This window comes from Marinobacter sp. (assembly GCF_014859525.1).
Taxonomy (GTDB): Bacteria; Pseudomonadota; Gammaproteobacteria; order Pseudomonadales; family Oleiphilaceae; genus Marinobacter.
Window position 1 is genome coordinate 1 of sequence record NZ_JACUUB010000068.1, and the last position, 14,733, is coordinate 14,733.

A 14,733-nucleotide genomic window follows, 5' to 3' on the forward strand; every position below is an offset into this window, starting at 1 on the left:
GACTATCAGTCGGGGTACCATGAGTTACTGCAGGACTATTTCCGATAGCGGCCAGCGGTGGATAAATTCTGACCCGTTCATTTTACGGTCACATTGCCTGAGCCCGCGGCTTTATTAGGCTCAAGCAGGCTATCCTTGGGCTACACACAAAGTTATCCACAGATTTTGTGCGTAACCTTTTGGTATTTGCCCCTTGATTTTTCGGAGCGCGGCGAAAATCAGCCCGTGGCAGCAAAGCCTGATGTGATGCGAGCCAAGACATACGCAGCTTGGCGTATGCGGCCCATGTCTTTATCATCCGGCACTCACGCCTTAAAAACGGAAAGTGTTCATGAAGTTCCCCATCGTTACGGTTGCCATGGTGTCTGTTGCTCTTGTTTATGTATTCTGGGGCCAGAGCCAGGGGCCGTCCGATCCCGCCGACTCCGCCCGTTTTATCAACCTGCAGGCCAATCCCGTTAAAAGCAGTGAGGTAGTGGACTGGGCCGTCACTCAGATCCCGCAGCTTTGTGCGCAGTCGGCCGGCGCTGATGGTGAAGAGGCTGTTGCAGAATGCGTGAAGCGCGCGCAACCAAGAACCTCCGCTTGCCGAAGGGCTATTTATGACAACTTTCCAAGTGTGGTGAATTCCGAGGCGGTATTCCGGGACGTATCGATCTCTATGATGAATTGCCTGGTGCCGCAATCGAGCATTGTCCGGCCTTAACGGGTGGCGTGAAGATGCGCAGGGCTTTACCTGTTGTCCCGGATCGCACACAATCTTGGCATTCTGGTGTAAACAAACACTCACTTAAATCTGGCAGTAGATGAGGACACACAGGTGACTGAACTCGTAACTTACGAATTGAACGACGGCATCGCGACCATCACCCTGAACAACGGTAAGGCCAATGCGCTGGGGCACTATGTTTTTGAGGGGTTGAACGCTGCGCTTGATCGTGCCGAACAGGACAAAGCCATCGTTATTCTGACAGGCCAGCCCGGTATGTTCTCTGGTGGCTACGACCTGAAAGAAATGCAGAAAGGCCCGAAAGAGGCCATGGCATTGGTGAAAATCGGCTCAACCCTGACGCGTCGACTGTCTGCGTTCCCGCTGCCGGTGATTGGCGCCTGCAGTGGTCATGCCATTGCCAAAGGTGCCTTTGTCTTGTTGTCTGTGGATTACCGGATTGGTGTGGAAGGTGGTTTCAAGCTGGGCCTGAATGAAGTGGCCATCGGCATGACCATGCACCACGCGGGCATCGAGATTGCTCGCCATCGCATGCCGGCGCCTTACTTTTACCGTTCCGTGGTGAACGCGGAAATCTTTAATCCAGAAGGTGCCGTTGCAGCCGGTTTCCTGGATGAACTGGTGGCTCCGGAGCAGTTGATGGAACGTGCCGTGGCGGTTGCTGCCCAAATGAAGCAGCTGAACCTGAACGCTCATAAGCAGACCAAACTAAAAGTGAAAGCGGATTACCTGGCGTTGCTGGACCGCTGTATTGAGCAAGATGCGGCTCACTTTGACTTGATGGGTTAACGCTTGACGGTCTTTGCAATATCGACCTGATCAACTTCCCTGCATGTCCCGCCAACAGGCGAGCGGTGCTGCGTGCAGGGGAGTGTCATCGCCACGCTAACACCATGCCGGAAACCGATGATCAAAGATGGCGTTATGCCAACGCCTAGATTCCCCGGGAGAGTCGGCTTAAAACCAGAGCAGAGCTTTCCAGGGCAAACAGCTGAGCCTATCGCTTCTTAGCCTCAGTCATGGTATATCAGCGCTTTTAATGACTAACCTTATCGGAACCAGATGTTATGCCAAAAGCGAGTGAGATCAAGAAGAACCAGGCGGTTGAATACGATGGACGAGTCTATTTTGTAAGAGACATCGAGCGCTCGGTACCGCAAGGTCGTGCCGGTGGCAGCCTGTACCGCATGCGGATGTACGATGTGGTCACTGGCCAGAAGCTGGATGAGACGTTTAAAGACTCGGATATGCTCAACCTTGCTGATCTGGTGCGCCGCTCGGTGACGTTCTCGTATGCCGATGGCGATGAATATGTCTTCATGGACAATGAAGATTTTACCCAGTACATGCTGAATAAAAGCGCGATTGAAGAAGAGTTGCTGTTCATTACCGAGGACACCCAGGGCGTGATGGCCATTCTGGTGTCTGACACTCCGGTAGCGCTGGACCTGCCGCCGACGGTAGAGCTGAGCATCGAAGAAACCGATCCATCCGTTAAGGGTGGCTCTGCAACGGCCAGAACCAAACCGGCCAAGTTGACCACGGGTCTGGTGGTGCAGGTGCCTGAGCACATCTCTACCGGCGACCGCATCAAGGTCAATGTGGAAGAGCGGAAGTTCCTCAGCCGCGCCTGATTTGATCGAGCTGCATCAACCGATGGAGCTGATCTCGTCAGCAGTAAGGTGGCGATAGCCGCCGGTGGGAAGCCCCGGATCCAGTGCCAGGCTTCCCATACTTTCCCGGTGCAGTGATGTTACCCGATTGCCCACGGCGTGGAACATGCGCTTAACCTGGTGATAGCGGCCTTCAAAGATCGTCACTCTGGCCTCACGGTCGCCCAGTTGTTCCAATTGGGCGGGGGAGGTAGTCAACTGCTCGAATTCAAACCAGATGCCTGCGGCAAAACGTTCTGAGGTTTGCGGGCTGATGGGTTCAGCGGTTGCCACCCGATAAACCTTTGGAATCTTGATGGCGGGTGCCGTCAACCGTCGTGACCAATGCCCGTCGCTACTGAGGATTAACAGCCCGGTACTCGCCCGGTCCAGACGTCCTCCAATGTGCAAGTGTGCACGCAGGTCTGGCTCTATTAATTCCATAACCGTCGGATGTTGATCATCCCGGGTTGCGCTCAGGTAACCGGCGGGTTTGTGCAGCATCAGGTAGTAAGCGGGTTGCGCCTGCTGGACGATGTTCTGATCTATTCGGACTTCCTGAAATCGCGGAATATCCAGGCTGCCGTCCCGGCAAACGGTGCCATCCACTATCACGCGGCCTGCAGCCAATAGCTGATTGGCAAAGCGGCGGCTGACGCTGTTCTGGTTACTGATAATGCGTGAGAGTTTCATGGGGAGGGGAGAGCTGGCGTCAACCGGCTGAGCTTTTTCATCAGTTTGCGCCAGCCTATGGGCAGGCGCTCTTCCAGCGAGTTCAGCCGGGATCTATCCACCGTCCACGGATCGAATTCCTGTTTTCGCCCGTAGATCACCCAGTTGTTGGTGCGGCTTTTGAACACCAGCAGCAATGGAAACTGGCGCTTGAGCTCTCGAATAAGGTTGCCGTCGGGGTCTGGCATCCGGTGGTAGTTCAGTACCAGCCAGCCAGTGTCTGACAGTGCCCGTCCGCAGGCTTTTATGAATTGTCGCTGACTTTGCGCTGGGCTCATGCGGTCTGCGCTGTACAGATCGGTCAGGACCATATCGGTGCCCGCTTCAGGTAGCTGGTCTATGGCCAGGCGGGCGTCGGCAATCTGCACATTTAAACGGTCTGATTCGGGCAGGGCAAACCACTGCTTTGCGATATCCGCCACTTTTCGGCGCAGCTCGTAAACCTGGATAGTGCTTTGAGGCAGGATGGTGAACAGACCGTGGGCCAGAACCCCACCGCCAAGGCCCAATACCGTTACCTGGGCAGGTTCGTCGAAGGCGATCGGCAATAGCATGGCACGATTGTATTCATGCACAGGCACATGGGGTGCGGTCCGCAGGATTTTGCTTTGCTCGAAGACCGAATCAAAGCTCAAGATCCGGTGTTTACGGTCATCGATAACCAGAATGTTGCCGTGGGGATCACTGGCAACATGAACAATGTCGCCCTTGATTTCAGGACGTTTGAGGATGGTGCCCATCAGTTGGCCGCGTAGCGCTGGTGCAAAATGCCTACCCGTTCGACATACGCTTTGGTCTCTGCGAACGGCGGGATGCCTTTATAGCGGCCTACGGCCCCCGGCCCGGCGTTGTAGGCGGCGGTGGCCAGCTTGATATCGCCACCAAAGCGCTGCAGCATCCTGGCAAGGTAGTTGACGCCACCCCGAATGTTTTCTTTGACTTCCAACGGGTTATCAACGCCTAGCTCCCTGGCAGTGCCTGGCATTAGTTGCATCAGGCCCTGGGCTCCGACGGGTGAGATGGCACTGGGGTTGAACGCGGACTCTGCATGGATGACCGCTCTGACCAGTGCCGGGTCTACTTGAAATTCCCGGGCGGCGGTCAGGATTTCATCCCGGAAGGGATTGAGGAACAGGGGGGTTTTGTGCCAATCCACGGTAGATCCCGGATCGCAGGCATGGCAATGAAAGCGGATTACGTCGAAGTCGGTATTGCTGGGGCGTTGGCTGCTGTAGGCAACCACGCCATGTTCGTCGGTGTAGCGGTAAACGGTTTCATCCCGGGTTGAGGCTCTTGGCTGGTTTTGGCTGCTTTTGACATTGGTGAACTCCACCCGGCCATCGGGGTGCACGATACGCTGAATGCTGTTGGCGTGGGTGAAGCTTGCCGACAGCAGCACAATGGCCACCAGAGTAGTAACTTTAGTGAGAGTATGGATGCCGCTGTAATTCATCAAAGGCCTGATGTTCCGGTTACACGAGATAGTCTACCGCCATTATCGCGGCAGATGCCTTCCTTAGTGTAGGAGTTTCGTGCCTCGATGATACGGATTGTTGGTGGCGTCACAAACCTTCCGGTCATTCAGTGCGTGCAGTGCTTTCCTCCGTTTTGTGTTTTCATCCATGAATGCGGGGCCGTGCTGTGATCGGGGCGCTGGCGCTCGGAGGTGAGAGTGGCACTGGTATCGCTGTAACAATAGGATATTTCAAAAGAATATGCATCCAGACCAATTCGTTCGAGATTATTGTCTGGCCCTTATGGATTTGAGCTAGACTGACTTTAAACCAACTGATGTGGAGCTTCTATGCCTTTCTCGCCGAACCATCTAGCCGAGCTGAACCTGCTGCTGCAGTTTCCTTCCGTTTCAACTCAGGAGGGCATCAAAGTGCACGCTCACACCGCCGCACCGGAAACCGTAGAGGCTGCTGAAGTTCTTTTTGCAAAAGGATTGATCAGCCAGAAAGACGGCGGCTACCTGACTCCGCTGGGCTGCGAAGCGGTCGAGTTTACTCAAAAGCTGCAAACCATACTGGCTGGCAGGTAGGGCGGCGGGGTACCGCAATGAGTGCTTGTCTCTCAAGTCGGGCGGCCAGGGTTCGTGGTTGCCTCGGCCCTGCTTGTCAGGGGGGCGCGAGAGACATTCAGATGACGCTGTCGTATTTTCAGATACGTTTTGTGACCGAATAGTCCCTGTTGAAAGAGGATTATGGTTGCCCGGTGGCCTAAGCTATCAAAACGATTGGCCCTAAGTGCCAGGTCTGCACGTTTTGGCGCCATACCAAAACAATCATCGTCCAAAAGGAACATGAAATGCGTTGTGTGATTGCATCAGCCAGGAAAATCCTGCGAAGAGCCATCAGGGTATCGCTTGTCCCGTTAATGTTTGTTGGTTCAAGTTCCGTAATACAGGCTGCTGAACGCCTTTACATATTTACCGAGCATTACCCTCCTTACAATGCGTCTGTCTCGGGCGAGGGATTTGCCCATAATGCAGATCAGATGACCGGTATTTGCACCGACATGGTCAAGTCGATGCTAACCCGCGTGGATTATGATGCAGTCATGAAAATGCGGGTGTGGAGTTACGCCTATAATTGGATCCAGGGGAGAGAGAATCACGGTTTGTTTTGCACCGCACGCACCGAGGAGCGTGAGGATCTGTTCCAATGGGTTGGCCCACTGGCACCCATCAAATGGACACTTTTCGCGGCTCCGGATTCAGACATGACGATTGAGACTCTGGAGGATGCCAAAGAGTTGGTCATTGCCGGTTATCGGGGTGACGTGATGTCTGAGTACCTTGTAGATCAGGGTTTTAACGTGATTATGAATTCCTCGGGCGATGTCAATCCGCGGCGCCTGGCGCTTGGTCAGGCCGATCTGTGGGTGACCGATGGCTTGGTCGGCCCTCTGGTGGCTGAACAGGAGCATGGCATTACGGGCCTGAAGCCTGTGTTGGTATTCCGTGAAACCCCCATGTACCTTGCGATGAGCAAAGAAACCGCACCTGAGGTTGTGAGCGACCTGCAGCGCGCTGTCGACGAAGCGCGTGGTGCAGGCGAGTTAGACCGGATTATCTCTCGCTACCAGTAACGGGCGTGCAGCTTGGTCTGAGCCTGACCCCTCAGTTTGTGCGCTCTGAGGGGTTCACGGAGCGTGATAACGTAGGCTTGCAACCGATCACCCGCCGGGCTTGTTTGTGGGCATGTAAATACCAGCGCTGCCCACCGGTGGTAAAGGTGTCGGGCCCTATCTCAACGTTCACGGTCTCTACGGTGGCCGGTATGGGGGTGCCATCAGCGTGTCGATATACGCAACTTGTCCCGATGATCATGGCTTGTTTGATGGGTAGCTCAATAAAGTCATCGTCGCGCACAGCCGGGGGCTGACCATTAATGTCGGTGACTTTTAAACAGGGCCCGAAGTGAATGCGGTTTACATTATCAACGGGTTCCTCCAGGCAGTGATGTGCTTTCAGTAAAATCACATTCCCGGCAATGCCTTCCAGCCGATCAGGCAGGTTTTGGCAGCCCGTCAAGGTAAATAAAAAAAGCAGGGTGGCAACAGCTCTCAGCATCATGGTCTCCTTGGTGTTGGCATCAAGGTACCTTGGAGGTCAGATCTGAGTACAGCTTTGAGCGGTTGCTTAGGAACCCAACATGCCTGCGTAGGCGGTGTAAAGGAATGCGCAGGACCCAATAAGAATGACAGCCCAGGCAGGAAAAATAAGAGCAGAGCGAGTTGATGTTTTCATGGCGAACTCCTGAGGTATTGGGAATCAATACGCGGTGTTACTCACTTTAGACCAGACTTGATGGATGTCACGACAATTTTTGAGCGCTGAATCCCAGCTTCGAGCTAAATGGTCAATGCCCGGGAGTGTTATTGCTATTGAGAGACAGGGAAAGTTGGCTAGTATGAAACCAATAACAAGAACACGATTTCAGACAATCCGAAGATAACAACAACAAGGAGCCACTATGGCTGTTGATCCCAAGAAACAGACATCGCTGCATTGCCTGTATTACTGGGCGGAGCAAACTCCCGATAAAGTATACCTGACCCAGCCTTATCCGGATGGCCGGGTTGAAGACATTACCTGGGCGGAGGCCGCCGACCAGGTGTCCCGAATGGCCGGGTACCTGAACGGCCTTGGATTGCCAGAAGGCAGTAATCTGGGAATTCTGGGCAAGAACAGCGCCCATTGGGTTCTGACGGATCTGGCCATCTGGGCGGCCGGTCATGTCAGCGTGCCGCTGTATCCAACCCTGAATGGCGAAACCGCGGCCTATGTGCTTGAGCACTGCGAGGCCAAACTGTTGTTCCTGGGCAAAATGGATGGCACTGCCGACGGTTGGCATGACATCAAGCACCATATCCCTGCGGATCTTCCTGTTGTTTCGCTACCATTGTCACCGAGGGACGACACGCCCAAGTGGCAGGACATTGTTAAGGAGCAGTCGCCTGCAGAGCCTAAGCTACCTGATCCGGATGCGCTGGCTACGATTGTTTACACCTCGGGCAGCACCGGCCGGCCGAAAGGTGTGATGCACAGCTTTCGCACCATGATTTCGGTAGCAGACGGGCTTCAGCAGTTGTTCCCTGTCTCTTCCAGTGAGCGCATGCTGTCGTACCTGCCTTTGGCTCATGTGGCGGAGCGGGCTGCGGTGGAAACCCAGTCTCTTTATTACGGCTTTCATCTCTACTTCGCTAACTCCCTGGACACCTTTCAGGAAGATTTACAGCGGGCACGCCCCACGCTTTTCTTCTCCGTGCCACGTTTGTGGATGAAGTTCTACCTTGGCGTAAATGCCAAGCTGCCGCTTAAGAAGCAAAAGGTCCTGTTTAATATTCCGATTCTGAATTCACTGGTCAAAAAGAAGGTGCTCAAACAGCTGGGGCTTGACCATTGCCGGGCGGCATTGACGGGTGCGGCGCCACTGTCTGGCGAAATCATTGGCTGGTACCGGGGCTTGGGCCTTGAGTTGCTCGAAGTCTATGGTATGTCTGAGAATTTCGGTTATTCCCACTGCAACCGGCCAGGCCAGACCAAACTCGGCACGGTGGGCCGGACCAACCCGGGAGTGACCCATCGCATCGGCGAGGGTGGCGAAGTGCAGGTCAAGAGCCCGGGGCAGATGCTTGGCTATTACAAAAATGAGGAAAAAACCAAGGAAGACATGACCGACGATGGCTTCCTCAAAACCGGTGATATGGGCGAGATCGATCAGAATGGCTATTTGCGCATTACCGGGCGAGTGAAGGATCTGTTCAAAACCTCAAAGGGCAAGTACGTGGTGCCGGTGCCTATCGAAAACCGGTTCAACCACCCGAAAGCTGAAGTGGTCTGTGTGGCCGGCGCCAATCAGACGCAACCATGCCTGATGGTTTTGTTGTCAGAAGAGGCGAGAGACGAGCTGGATCGCGGTGCTGAACGGAGTGTGCTGGAGCAGGAGCTGGCCCAGCAGCTGGACGCGGTGAACGCAGAAAGCGAGTCTCATGAGAAAATTGCCTTTGTGGTCGTGGTTAAAGAACCCTGGACCATGGAAAACGGCATGTTAACGCCGACCATGAAGATCAAGCGGAACGTTATTGAGGACTTCTATAACCAGAAGATGGACAGCTGGTTTGATCAGAAGCGAAAAGTGATCTGGGAGTTTTGATGGCTTTGGGATTGGCCGCGACCGTTGTTCGCTGACTTGACGGCGAATTCCGGGCAATGCTCCAAGGCATTTTGTGGAGATGCCCGTTAACCGGAGAAGAAACGCAAAACGCCGCTGGCAATGAACTGGCCAGCGGCGTTTTTTTTGGGGTGCAGAGGTGTGGCTATCGCTGCCTTAGCTAAGCGAAATTAAAGACCGCCTTGCATCTGGGGAAAATCCTGCGTTACATCTGCCGCCTTGCGATTAAACACGCGAATCTTGCGACGGATGAATTGCATCGCTTGCTTGGCAGCAGCGCGGGTATACTGGCTCCGAACCTCATTGCTGTTGTGGAGGATACTGGACGGCAGCGGGTTTATAGTTGCGATATGGTTCTGAGTCATAGCGCCTTCCTCCTTAATCTGGTGTATTGGTTAGCTATCTATCTTTAATTTAGGAAACATTCTAGGGGTTCTTATTTGCAGTTTGAATACGTTAAAATCCGTACTCACGTTGCAAATATGCAGTAACTATGGACTGGGATTATCTTCGATATATAAGAGCTCTGGCAATAGGTGGAACCCTTGCGAAAGCTGGTGAATTGCTGGGGGTGCACCAAACCACTGTTTTACGACGACTTGATCAGATGGAAGAGTCGTTGGGTGTGCAGTTTTTTGAGCGTAACCGGGATGGGTTGAAGCTCACTCCGGTGGGCGAACTGGTTTATCGTGAAGCCCAGAAACTCGCCATTGATGTTGAGAATCTGGAGCGCAAGCTGGTTGGTGACGACGCCGCGCCCGTCGGTAAGGTGAGGGTGGCTGCTGAAGATGCGATGATGAACGAGCTGCTCAGCCCGATCCTGGCGGAGTTGGTGCATGAGTATCCGGACATCGAACTGGAAGTGCTGACAGACAATGATGTCGCTAACCTCAGTCATCGGGAAGCTGACCTGACCCTGCGGCCGGAGAACAAACCTCAGGCGACCCTGGAAGGTGAGCGAATCGCCGCTGTTGAATCCGCCGTTTACGGGTCCGCCCGATATTGCCGCCGAAACCGGGGCATGGATATCGAGAACCGTCCGGAAGCCTGCACCTGGATTATCCCGGACGAGAGCTTTAGCCACTTGGCGACGGGGCGCTGGTATCGCAAGCACCTCAAGAATGTGACGTCGGTCATTCGCTGTAATAGCCTGCAGTCTATGGTTGCGCTGTCGAAGTCCGGAGCGGGGCTGGCGGTTTTGCCGTGTTATCTTGGTGAGGCTGCAAAAGAGCTGAGGCGGTTGTCTGACCCCCTTGATGGGGAAAGTGTGGATCTGTGGCTGCACGTCAATCAGGATACTCAGCAGATGGCGCGGGTGAGGATTGTGATGGAATTTCTGGTTGAGCGACTCAAGTCGCTGGCATCTGCCATCGAGATCAGTGGTCCGCTCTGAGTTCAGCTGTCTGACCGGCAGAAGGGCCAGAACTGGTACCAGCGCCAGCACTGGAACTCAGCTTTACATTGCTTTAATTGGTTGTCGTAGCGGAAGGCACGGTTTTGAACCCGTTGTGCCAGATTTTGAATGGCCGGCTTTTGCTCGAAGGAGCGCCGGGCGTAGCCGCCGCGGCCCTCGTGATAGGCCAAGTAGAGCTGGCGAGGCGCGCTCAGTGGAATGCTCAGGTGGCGATTGCTGAGGTGGTTATACCAGCCGACAAAATCCAGAGCGTACTTCATGTCGGTACGCACTGTTCGCCAGGTGGTTTCATTGGCTGCCAGGTACTCACCCCACGCGGGGTCCAGCGCCTGCGCGTAGCCAAATGCCGTTGTCGGTCGCTTCCATGGAATCCGGCCCCACAGTTTGGTGCGCGGGGGGCGAGCGTGACTGCGGAAAGACGATTCGTAGTAAACGAAGGCCAGCTGGGTTGCGATGGGTGTTCCCCATTTGTCCTCAGAAGCCCGGGCATAGTCGAACCACACCGTGTGTTCCCGGAAAATGTCACAGATATTCTCCGGATTGGCCGGTGGCTCGGGCGCGAGCAAACTAAACCGGAGCGTCGCCCACAATCCGATGGCAAGCCCCAGTAATGGCAGCCCATACCAGCCCGCGCGCGAGCGCCAAACATTAAAGCGTTTGTTGCGGATTTTTCGGCGTTTTTGGGTATTTTTGCGAACCATTCCTACCAAACTGTCATCTCCGAAGGCCCCGGGGCACTTGCCGGAGAGCCTCCGGCCGTGTCATAAACAAAGCCATTCCAGACACAGGATAATAGTCAAATGAGATTGATCTCCCTAGTTAAACCTCTTTTAGTCACCGGGCTTTTGTTTTCAGGCGCGGTGTACGCGTCGCCCGATGCTCGCGAGGTGCTGACGGCGTCTCCGATTGATGACATCGTTGGTCAGTATCCAGCGATGATGAGCCAGGGCATTCGGGATGGTCTCAAACAAAGTGGCCAGGTGCCTCCCATGGTAGCGGACACCATCGGCTATGTTGTCAGCAGCAGCTACCGGGCTGAGGATATTGAACGAAAGCTGGTGTCGGATCTTGAGGCGTCGATGACCAGTAAACAACTTGAGCAAGTGCACGGCTGGTATCAGACGCCTGTGGCCCAAAGAATCGCCCAGGCTGAAATTGCAGCCTCGGCTCCCGCTGCCTGGGCTGACATGCGCAGCCGTGCAGGTGCCTTGAATGAGGCCAATAAGGGCAGTTCGCGGGAAAAACTGTTTGATCGCTTTGATCGCGCTTCTCGTGCTACCGAGAGTGCGGTAGATACCACCATCGCTGTGCAGTTGGGACTGGCGACTGCAATGGCAGCACTGAGCAGCAATTCAGTGCATTATGAGAAGATTCAGAACCGCTTGGATAATCAAAGGCCTATGTTGCAAGGAATGGTTGGTCAGCAGGTCTATGACAGCTATCTGTTCACTTATCGGGACATCAGTCTGCAGGAAATGAACCTGTACCTGGATTTTCTGGAAAGCGATGCAGGCGGAACGTTTACCCAGGTCGTGACCAGCAGTATTCAGGAGTCTATTACCGCGCCGATCGAAAACATCGGCATTCAGCTTGCCCGGTTTATGAGCTTCGGAGCGGGTGAATCACGTTAAGGGTCGAGCGGGCAAAGCGGGGGGGCGGTTAACAAGTTTTGAGCCGTCTGCATAAGGTAGCCATGCAGACGGCTCTTGGCTATTAGCTGCGGGAAGTGACTTCCAGCAGGTGATAGCCGAACTGCGTCTTGATTGGGCCCATAACGGTGTTCAGCTCACCGCTGAACACCGCCTTGTCGAACTCGGGAACCATCTGGCCCGGGCCGAAAGAGCCCAGGTCGCCGCCGTTACGGCCAGAAGGGCAAGAAGAGTGCTGCTTGGCCGCTTCTGCGAAATCCTGGCCACCTTCAATCGCCTTTTTCAGTTCTTCGCATTTCGCTTCGCTGTCTACCAGAATGTGGCGCGCTGTTGCTTGTGCCATGATCATTATCCTGTGGTTGGATGGATGGGAATCTCAGAACCGAATGCTGCCCGCACAGCCGGCCAGAGGCAAGCGCTTTTTATCCGTGTTTCTGCGGTCTCACAGTCCTGCGGGTAAACCTGTACAATGCCGGCTTTCGTTTGCCGGCGCGGCGCTGGCCCTCACGCTGATAGGTTCTTTTCTTGATTTCCACTGCCAATATCACCATGCAATTCGGGGCCAAGCCCCTGTTTGAAAACGTATCTGCCAAATTTGGCAACGGCAACCGTTACGGCCTGATCGGCGCTAACGGTTGCGGAAAATCCACCCTGATGAAAATTCTGGGCAGCGATCTGGAGCCTTCTGCGGGCCAGGTTATGCTCGAGCCCAACGTTCGCCTGGGTAAACTGCGCCAGGATCAGTTCGCCTACGAAGACTGCACGGTGATCGACACCGTGATCATGGGCCATGAAGATCTGTGGCACGTCAAGAAAGAGCGCGACCGCATCTATTCTCTGCCAGAAATGAGCGAAGAAGACGGCATGGCGGTGGCGGATCTGGAAGTGGAATTTGCTGAGATGGACGGCTACACCGCCGAATCCCGCGCCGGTGAACTGTTGCTCGGCCTGGACATTCCAATGGAGCAGCATAACGGCCCCATGAGCGCCCTGGCCCCTGGCTGGAAACTGCGCGTATTGCTGGCCCAGGCGCTGTTCTCCGACCCGGACGTACTGCTGCTGGACGAGCCCACGAACCACCTGGACATTAACACCATCCGCTGGCTGGAAAGTATTCTGGTTGCCCGTAACAGCACCATGATCATCATCTCTCACGACCGCCATTTCCTGAACAGCGTCTGTACTCACATGGCGGATCTGGATTATGGCGAGCTGCGCCTGTTCCCGGGCAACTACGACGAATACATGACCGCGGCTACCCAGGCCCGCGAACGCATGCTGTCCGATAACGCCAAGAAAAAGGCCCAGATTGCCGAATTGCAGCAGTTTGTCAGCCGCTTCTCGGCCAACGCCTCCAAGGCTAAGCAGGCGACTTCCCGCGCCAAACAGATCGATAAAATTCAGCTGGAAGACGTCAAACCGTCCAGTCGGGTAAGCCCGTTCATCCGTTTTGAGCAGGAAAAGAAACTGCATCGCCAGGCCGTTACTCTGAATGGCCTGACTAAAGGCTTTGAAGAGGGCCCCCTGTTCAAAAATCTGGATCTGCAGATTGAAGCCGGCGAACGTGTAGCCATCATTGGCCCCAACGGTATCGGTAAAACCACGCTGCTGCAGTGCCTGGCAGGTGTTTACGAGCCGGACGGTGGAGAAGTCAAGTGGACCGACAGCGCGCAGGTAGGTTACTTCGCCCAGGACCACACCGCTGACTTTGCCCGGGATGAAACGTTGTCGGACTGGATGGCGCAGTGGACCAAAGGCGGCGAGCAGCTGGTGCGCGGCACGCTGGGTCGCATGCTGTTTTCTGGCGATGACATCGGCAAATCGGTGCGGGTGATTTCGGGTGGCGAGCAGGGCCGGATGCTGTTCGGCAAGCTGATTCTGCAAAAGCCAAACGTGATGCTGATGGATGAGCCGACCAACCACCTGGACATGGAGTCCATCGAGGCGTTGAACCTGGCGCTGGAGAACTATCCGGGTACGCTGATTTTTGTCAGTCACGACCGGGAGTTTGTTTCTTCGCTGGCTACCCGCATTATTGAGTTGAAGGCGGATGGCATTACCGACTTCAGTGGCAGTTATGATGATTATCTCAGGAGCCAAGGCTACTTCTGACCCCGGTTTATCAGGCTTTGGGAGTTTGCGGACGGTTGGGTAGGCCTGTCCAAAAACCGCTCCTTACGGCACATCCATGTGGCGCTTGGGCTCCGCCATCCATGGCTCCGCACATTTTTGGACAGGCCTACCCAACCGTCCGCCCATACCATTGGGTGGTTTTCCAGAGGATTGAGGACAAAATCATGAGTGAGTCTCCGGTTGTGACCGCAACCCGAAAATGGGTTGAAGACGTTGTGGTTGGCTACAACCTGTGCCCGTTTGCCAAGCGGGAACTGGTCAGGGACCGGGTTCGCTTTGTGGTGACGGATGCCGCGAACGAAGACGATCTTCTGAAAGCCCTGCATGCCGAGTTTCAGCGGCTTGAGGACGAGCCGGATATCGAGACCACCCTGTTGATTCATCCGCATGTGTTGCAGGCCTTTGATGCCTACAACGAGTTCCTGGACACCGCCGAAGGCCTGGTGGCGTATCTGGAGCTGGAAGGGATTTACCAGGTGGCGAGTTTTCATCCTGACTACCAGTTTGCCGAGACCGAGCCGGGGGCGGCGGAGAATTACACCAATCGTTCGCCGTTCCCCATGCTGCATTTGCTGCGTGAAGCGAGTCTTGAAGCCGCTATCGACAGTTATCCGGATGTGGATGGCATTCCCGACCGGAATATTGCATTGATGAATGAGCTGGGTGCAGAGAAGATGCGGAGTGTTCTGTCAGGTTGCCTTGGGTATTCCTCGAATACCGCCGAATAGTTCGCAGAGCCTGT

17 protein-coding genes are annotated in these 14,733 nt (G+C 54.8%); 10 read left to right on the forward strand and 7 right to left on the reverse strand.

Going from position 1 to position 14,733, the window contains the following annotated elements:
* Positions 1-331 precede the first annotated feature (331 nt).
* The 3 genes from IBX51_RS12100 (at position 332) to yeiP (ending at position 2,364) form a co-directional block, all read left to right on the forward strand.
* Positions 332-706 (forward strand): hypothetical protein, encoded by a 375-nt coding sequence (locus IBX51_RS12100; RefSeq protein ID WP_291831522.1) that lies wholly within the window; start codon positions 332-334, stop codon positions 704-706.
* A gap of 114 nt (positions 707-820) precedes the next feature.
* Positions 821-1,519 carry a crotonase/enoyl-CoA hydratase family protein gene (locus IBX51_RS12105; RefSeq protein WP_291831523.1) on the forward strand — a complete coding sequence of 233 codons (699 nt, stop codon included), beginning with the start codon at positions 821-823 and terminating at the stop codon, positions 1,517-1,519.
* 278 nt (positions 1,520-1,797) lie between these two features.
* Positions 1,798-2,364 carry an elongation factor P-like protein YeiP gene (gene yeiP / locus IBX51_RS12110; protein ID WP_291831525.1) on the forward strand — a complete coding sequence of 189 codons (567 nt, stop codon included), beginning with the start codon at positions 1,798-1,800 and terminating at the stop codon, positions 2,362-2,364.
* Positions 2,365-2,379: 15 nt separating this feature from the next.
* Here yeiP and IBX51_RS12115 read toward each other — a convergent pair whose 3' ends face one another.
* Genes IBX51_RS12115 through IBX51_RS12125 form a run of 3 tightly spaced genes read right to left on the reverse strand, consistent with a single transcriptional unit; the run spans position 2,380 to position 4,567 of the window.
* Complete coding sequence (locus tag IBX51_RS12115) at positions 2,380-3,075, reverse strand: pseudouridine synthase (protein ID WP_291831526.1); 696 nt, start codon at positions 3,073-3,075, stop codon at positions 2,380-2,382.
* A complete protein-coding gene (locus tag IBX51_RS12120) occupies positions 3,072-3,854 on the reverse strand; it encodes a spermidine synthase (RefSeq protein WP_291831528.1) in 783 nt (260 codons plus the stop codon). Before IBX51_RS12120 ends, IBX51_RS12115 begins: the two co-directional genes overlap by 4 nt.
* Positions 3,854-4,567 (reverse strand): lytic transglycosylase domain-containing protein, encoded by a 714-nt coding sequence (locus IBX51_RS12125; protein ID WP_291831537.1) that lies wholly within the window; start codon positions 4,565-4,567, stop codon positions 3,854-3,856. The genes IBX51_RS12120 and IBX51_RS12125 overlap by 1 nt, the downstream gene beginning before the upstream one ends.
* A 351-nt stretch (positions 4,568-4,918) precedes the next feature.
* Here IBX51_RS12125 and IBX51_RS12130 point away from each other — a divergent pair, with 351 nt between their 5' ends.
* Positions 4,919-5,158 carry a TIGR02647 family protein gene (locus tag IBX51_RS12130; protein ID WP_291831529.1) on the forward strand — a complete coding sequence of 80 codons (240 nt, stop codon included), beginning with the start codon at positions 4,919-4,921 and terminating at the stop codon, positions 5,156-5,158.
* Positions 5,159-5,493: 335 nt separating this feature from the next.
* On the forward strand, positions 5,494-6,207 hold the full coding sequence (locus IBX51_RS12135) for an ABC transporter substrate-binding protein (protein ID WP_291831538.1): 714 nt from the start codon (positions 5,494-5,496) through the stop codon (positions 6,205-6,207).
* Positions 6,208-6,238: 31 nt separating this feature from the next.
* Here IBX51_RS12135 and IBX51_RS12140 read toward each other — a convergent pair whose 3' ends face one another.
* Complete coding sequence (locus tag IBX51_RS12140) at positions 6,239-6,694, reverse strand: hypothetical protein (RefSeq protein WP_291831530.1); 456 nt, start codon at positions 6,692-6,694, stop codon at positions 6,239-6,241.
* 400 nt (positions 6,695-7,094) lie between these two features.
* Here IBX51_RS12140 and IBX51_RS12145 point away from each other — a divergent pair, with 400 nt between their 5' ends.
* The gene (locus IBX51_RS12145; RefSeq protein ID WP_291831531.1) at positions 7,095-8,777 is read left to right on the forward strand and encodes an AMP-binding protein; all 1,683 of its coding nucleotides are present in this window, start codon (positions 7,095-7,097) and stop codon (positions 8,775-8,777) included.
* Between the two features lie 188 nt (positions 8,778-8,965).
* Here IBX51_RS12145 and IBX51_RS12150 read toward each other — a convergent pair whose 3' ends face one another.
* Positions 8,966-9,160 (reverse strand): hypothetical protein, encoded by a 195-nt coding sequence (locus IBX51_RS12150; protein WP_291831532.1) that lies wholly within the window; start codon positions 9,158-9,160, stop codon positions 8,966-8,968.
* Between the two features lie 128 nt (positions 9,161-9,288).
* Between IBX51_RS12150 and IBX51_RS12155 the strand changes: the two genes are divergently transcribed.
* Positions 9,289-10,188 carry a LysR family transcriptional regulator gene (locus IBX51_RS12155; RefSeq protein ID WP_291831533.1) on the forward strand — a complete coding sequence of 300 codons (900 nt, stop codon included), beginning with the start codon at positions 9,289-9,291 and terminating at the stop codon, positions 10,186-10,188.
* Positions 10,189-10,190: 2 nt separating this feature from the next.
* Here IBX51_RS12155 and IBX51_RS12160 read toward each other — a convergent pair whose 3' ends face one another.
* On the reverse strand, positions 10,191-10,910 hold the full coding sequence (locus tag IBX51_RS12160; RefSeq protein ID WP_291831539.1) for a lysozyme-like domain containing protein: 720 nt from the start codon (positions 10,908-10,910) through the stop codon (positions 10,191-10,193).
* A 99-nt stretch (positions 10,911-11,009) separates the two neighbouring features.
* On the opposite strand from IBX51_RS12160, the gene IBX51_RS12165 reads away from it, so the two are divergent.
* On the forward strand, positions 11,010-11,840 hold the full coding sequence (locus IBX51_RS12165) for a DUF2059 domain-containing protein (protein WP_291831534.1): 831 nt from the start codon (positions 11,010-11,012) through the stop codon (positions 11,838-11,840).
* Between the two features lie 82 nt (positions 11,841-11,922).
* Here the strand turns inward: IBX51_RS12165 and IBX51_RS12170 are convergent, their stop codons facing one another.
* Positions 11,923-12,201 carry a peptidylprolyl isomerase gene (locus IBX51_RS12170; protein ID WP_044384047.1) on the reverse strand — a complete coding sequence of 93 codons (279 nt, stop codon included), beginning with the start codon at positions 12,199-12,201 and terminating at the stop codon, positions 11,923-11,925.
* A gap of 182 nt (positions 12,202-12,383) precedes the next feature.
* Here IBX51_RS12170 and IBX51_RS12175 point away from each other — a divergent pair, with 182 nt between their 5' ends.
* Complete coding sequence (locus tag IBX51_RS12175; protein ID WP_291831535.1) at positions 12,384-13,970, forward strand: ABC-F family ATPase; 1,587 nt, start codon at positions 12,384-12,386, stop codon at positions 13,968-13,970.
* A gap of 185 nt (positions 13,971-14,155) precedes the next feature.
* Positions 14,156-14,719, forward strand: coding sequence for a DUF1415 domain-containing protein (locus IBX51_RS12180; protein WP_291831536.1), 564 nt, complete (start codon positions 14,156-14,158; stop codon positions 14,717-14,719).
* Positions 14,720-14,733: the final 14 nt, after the last annotated feature.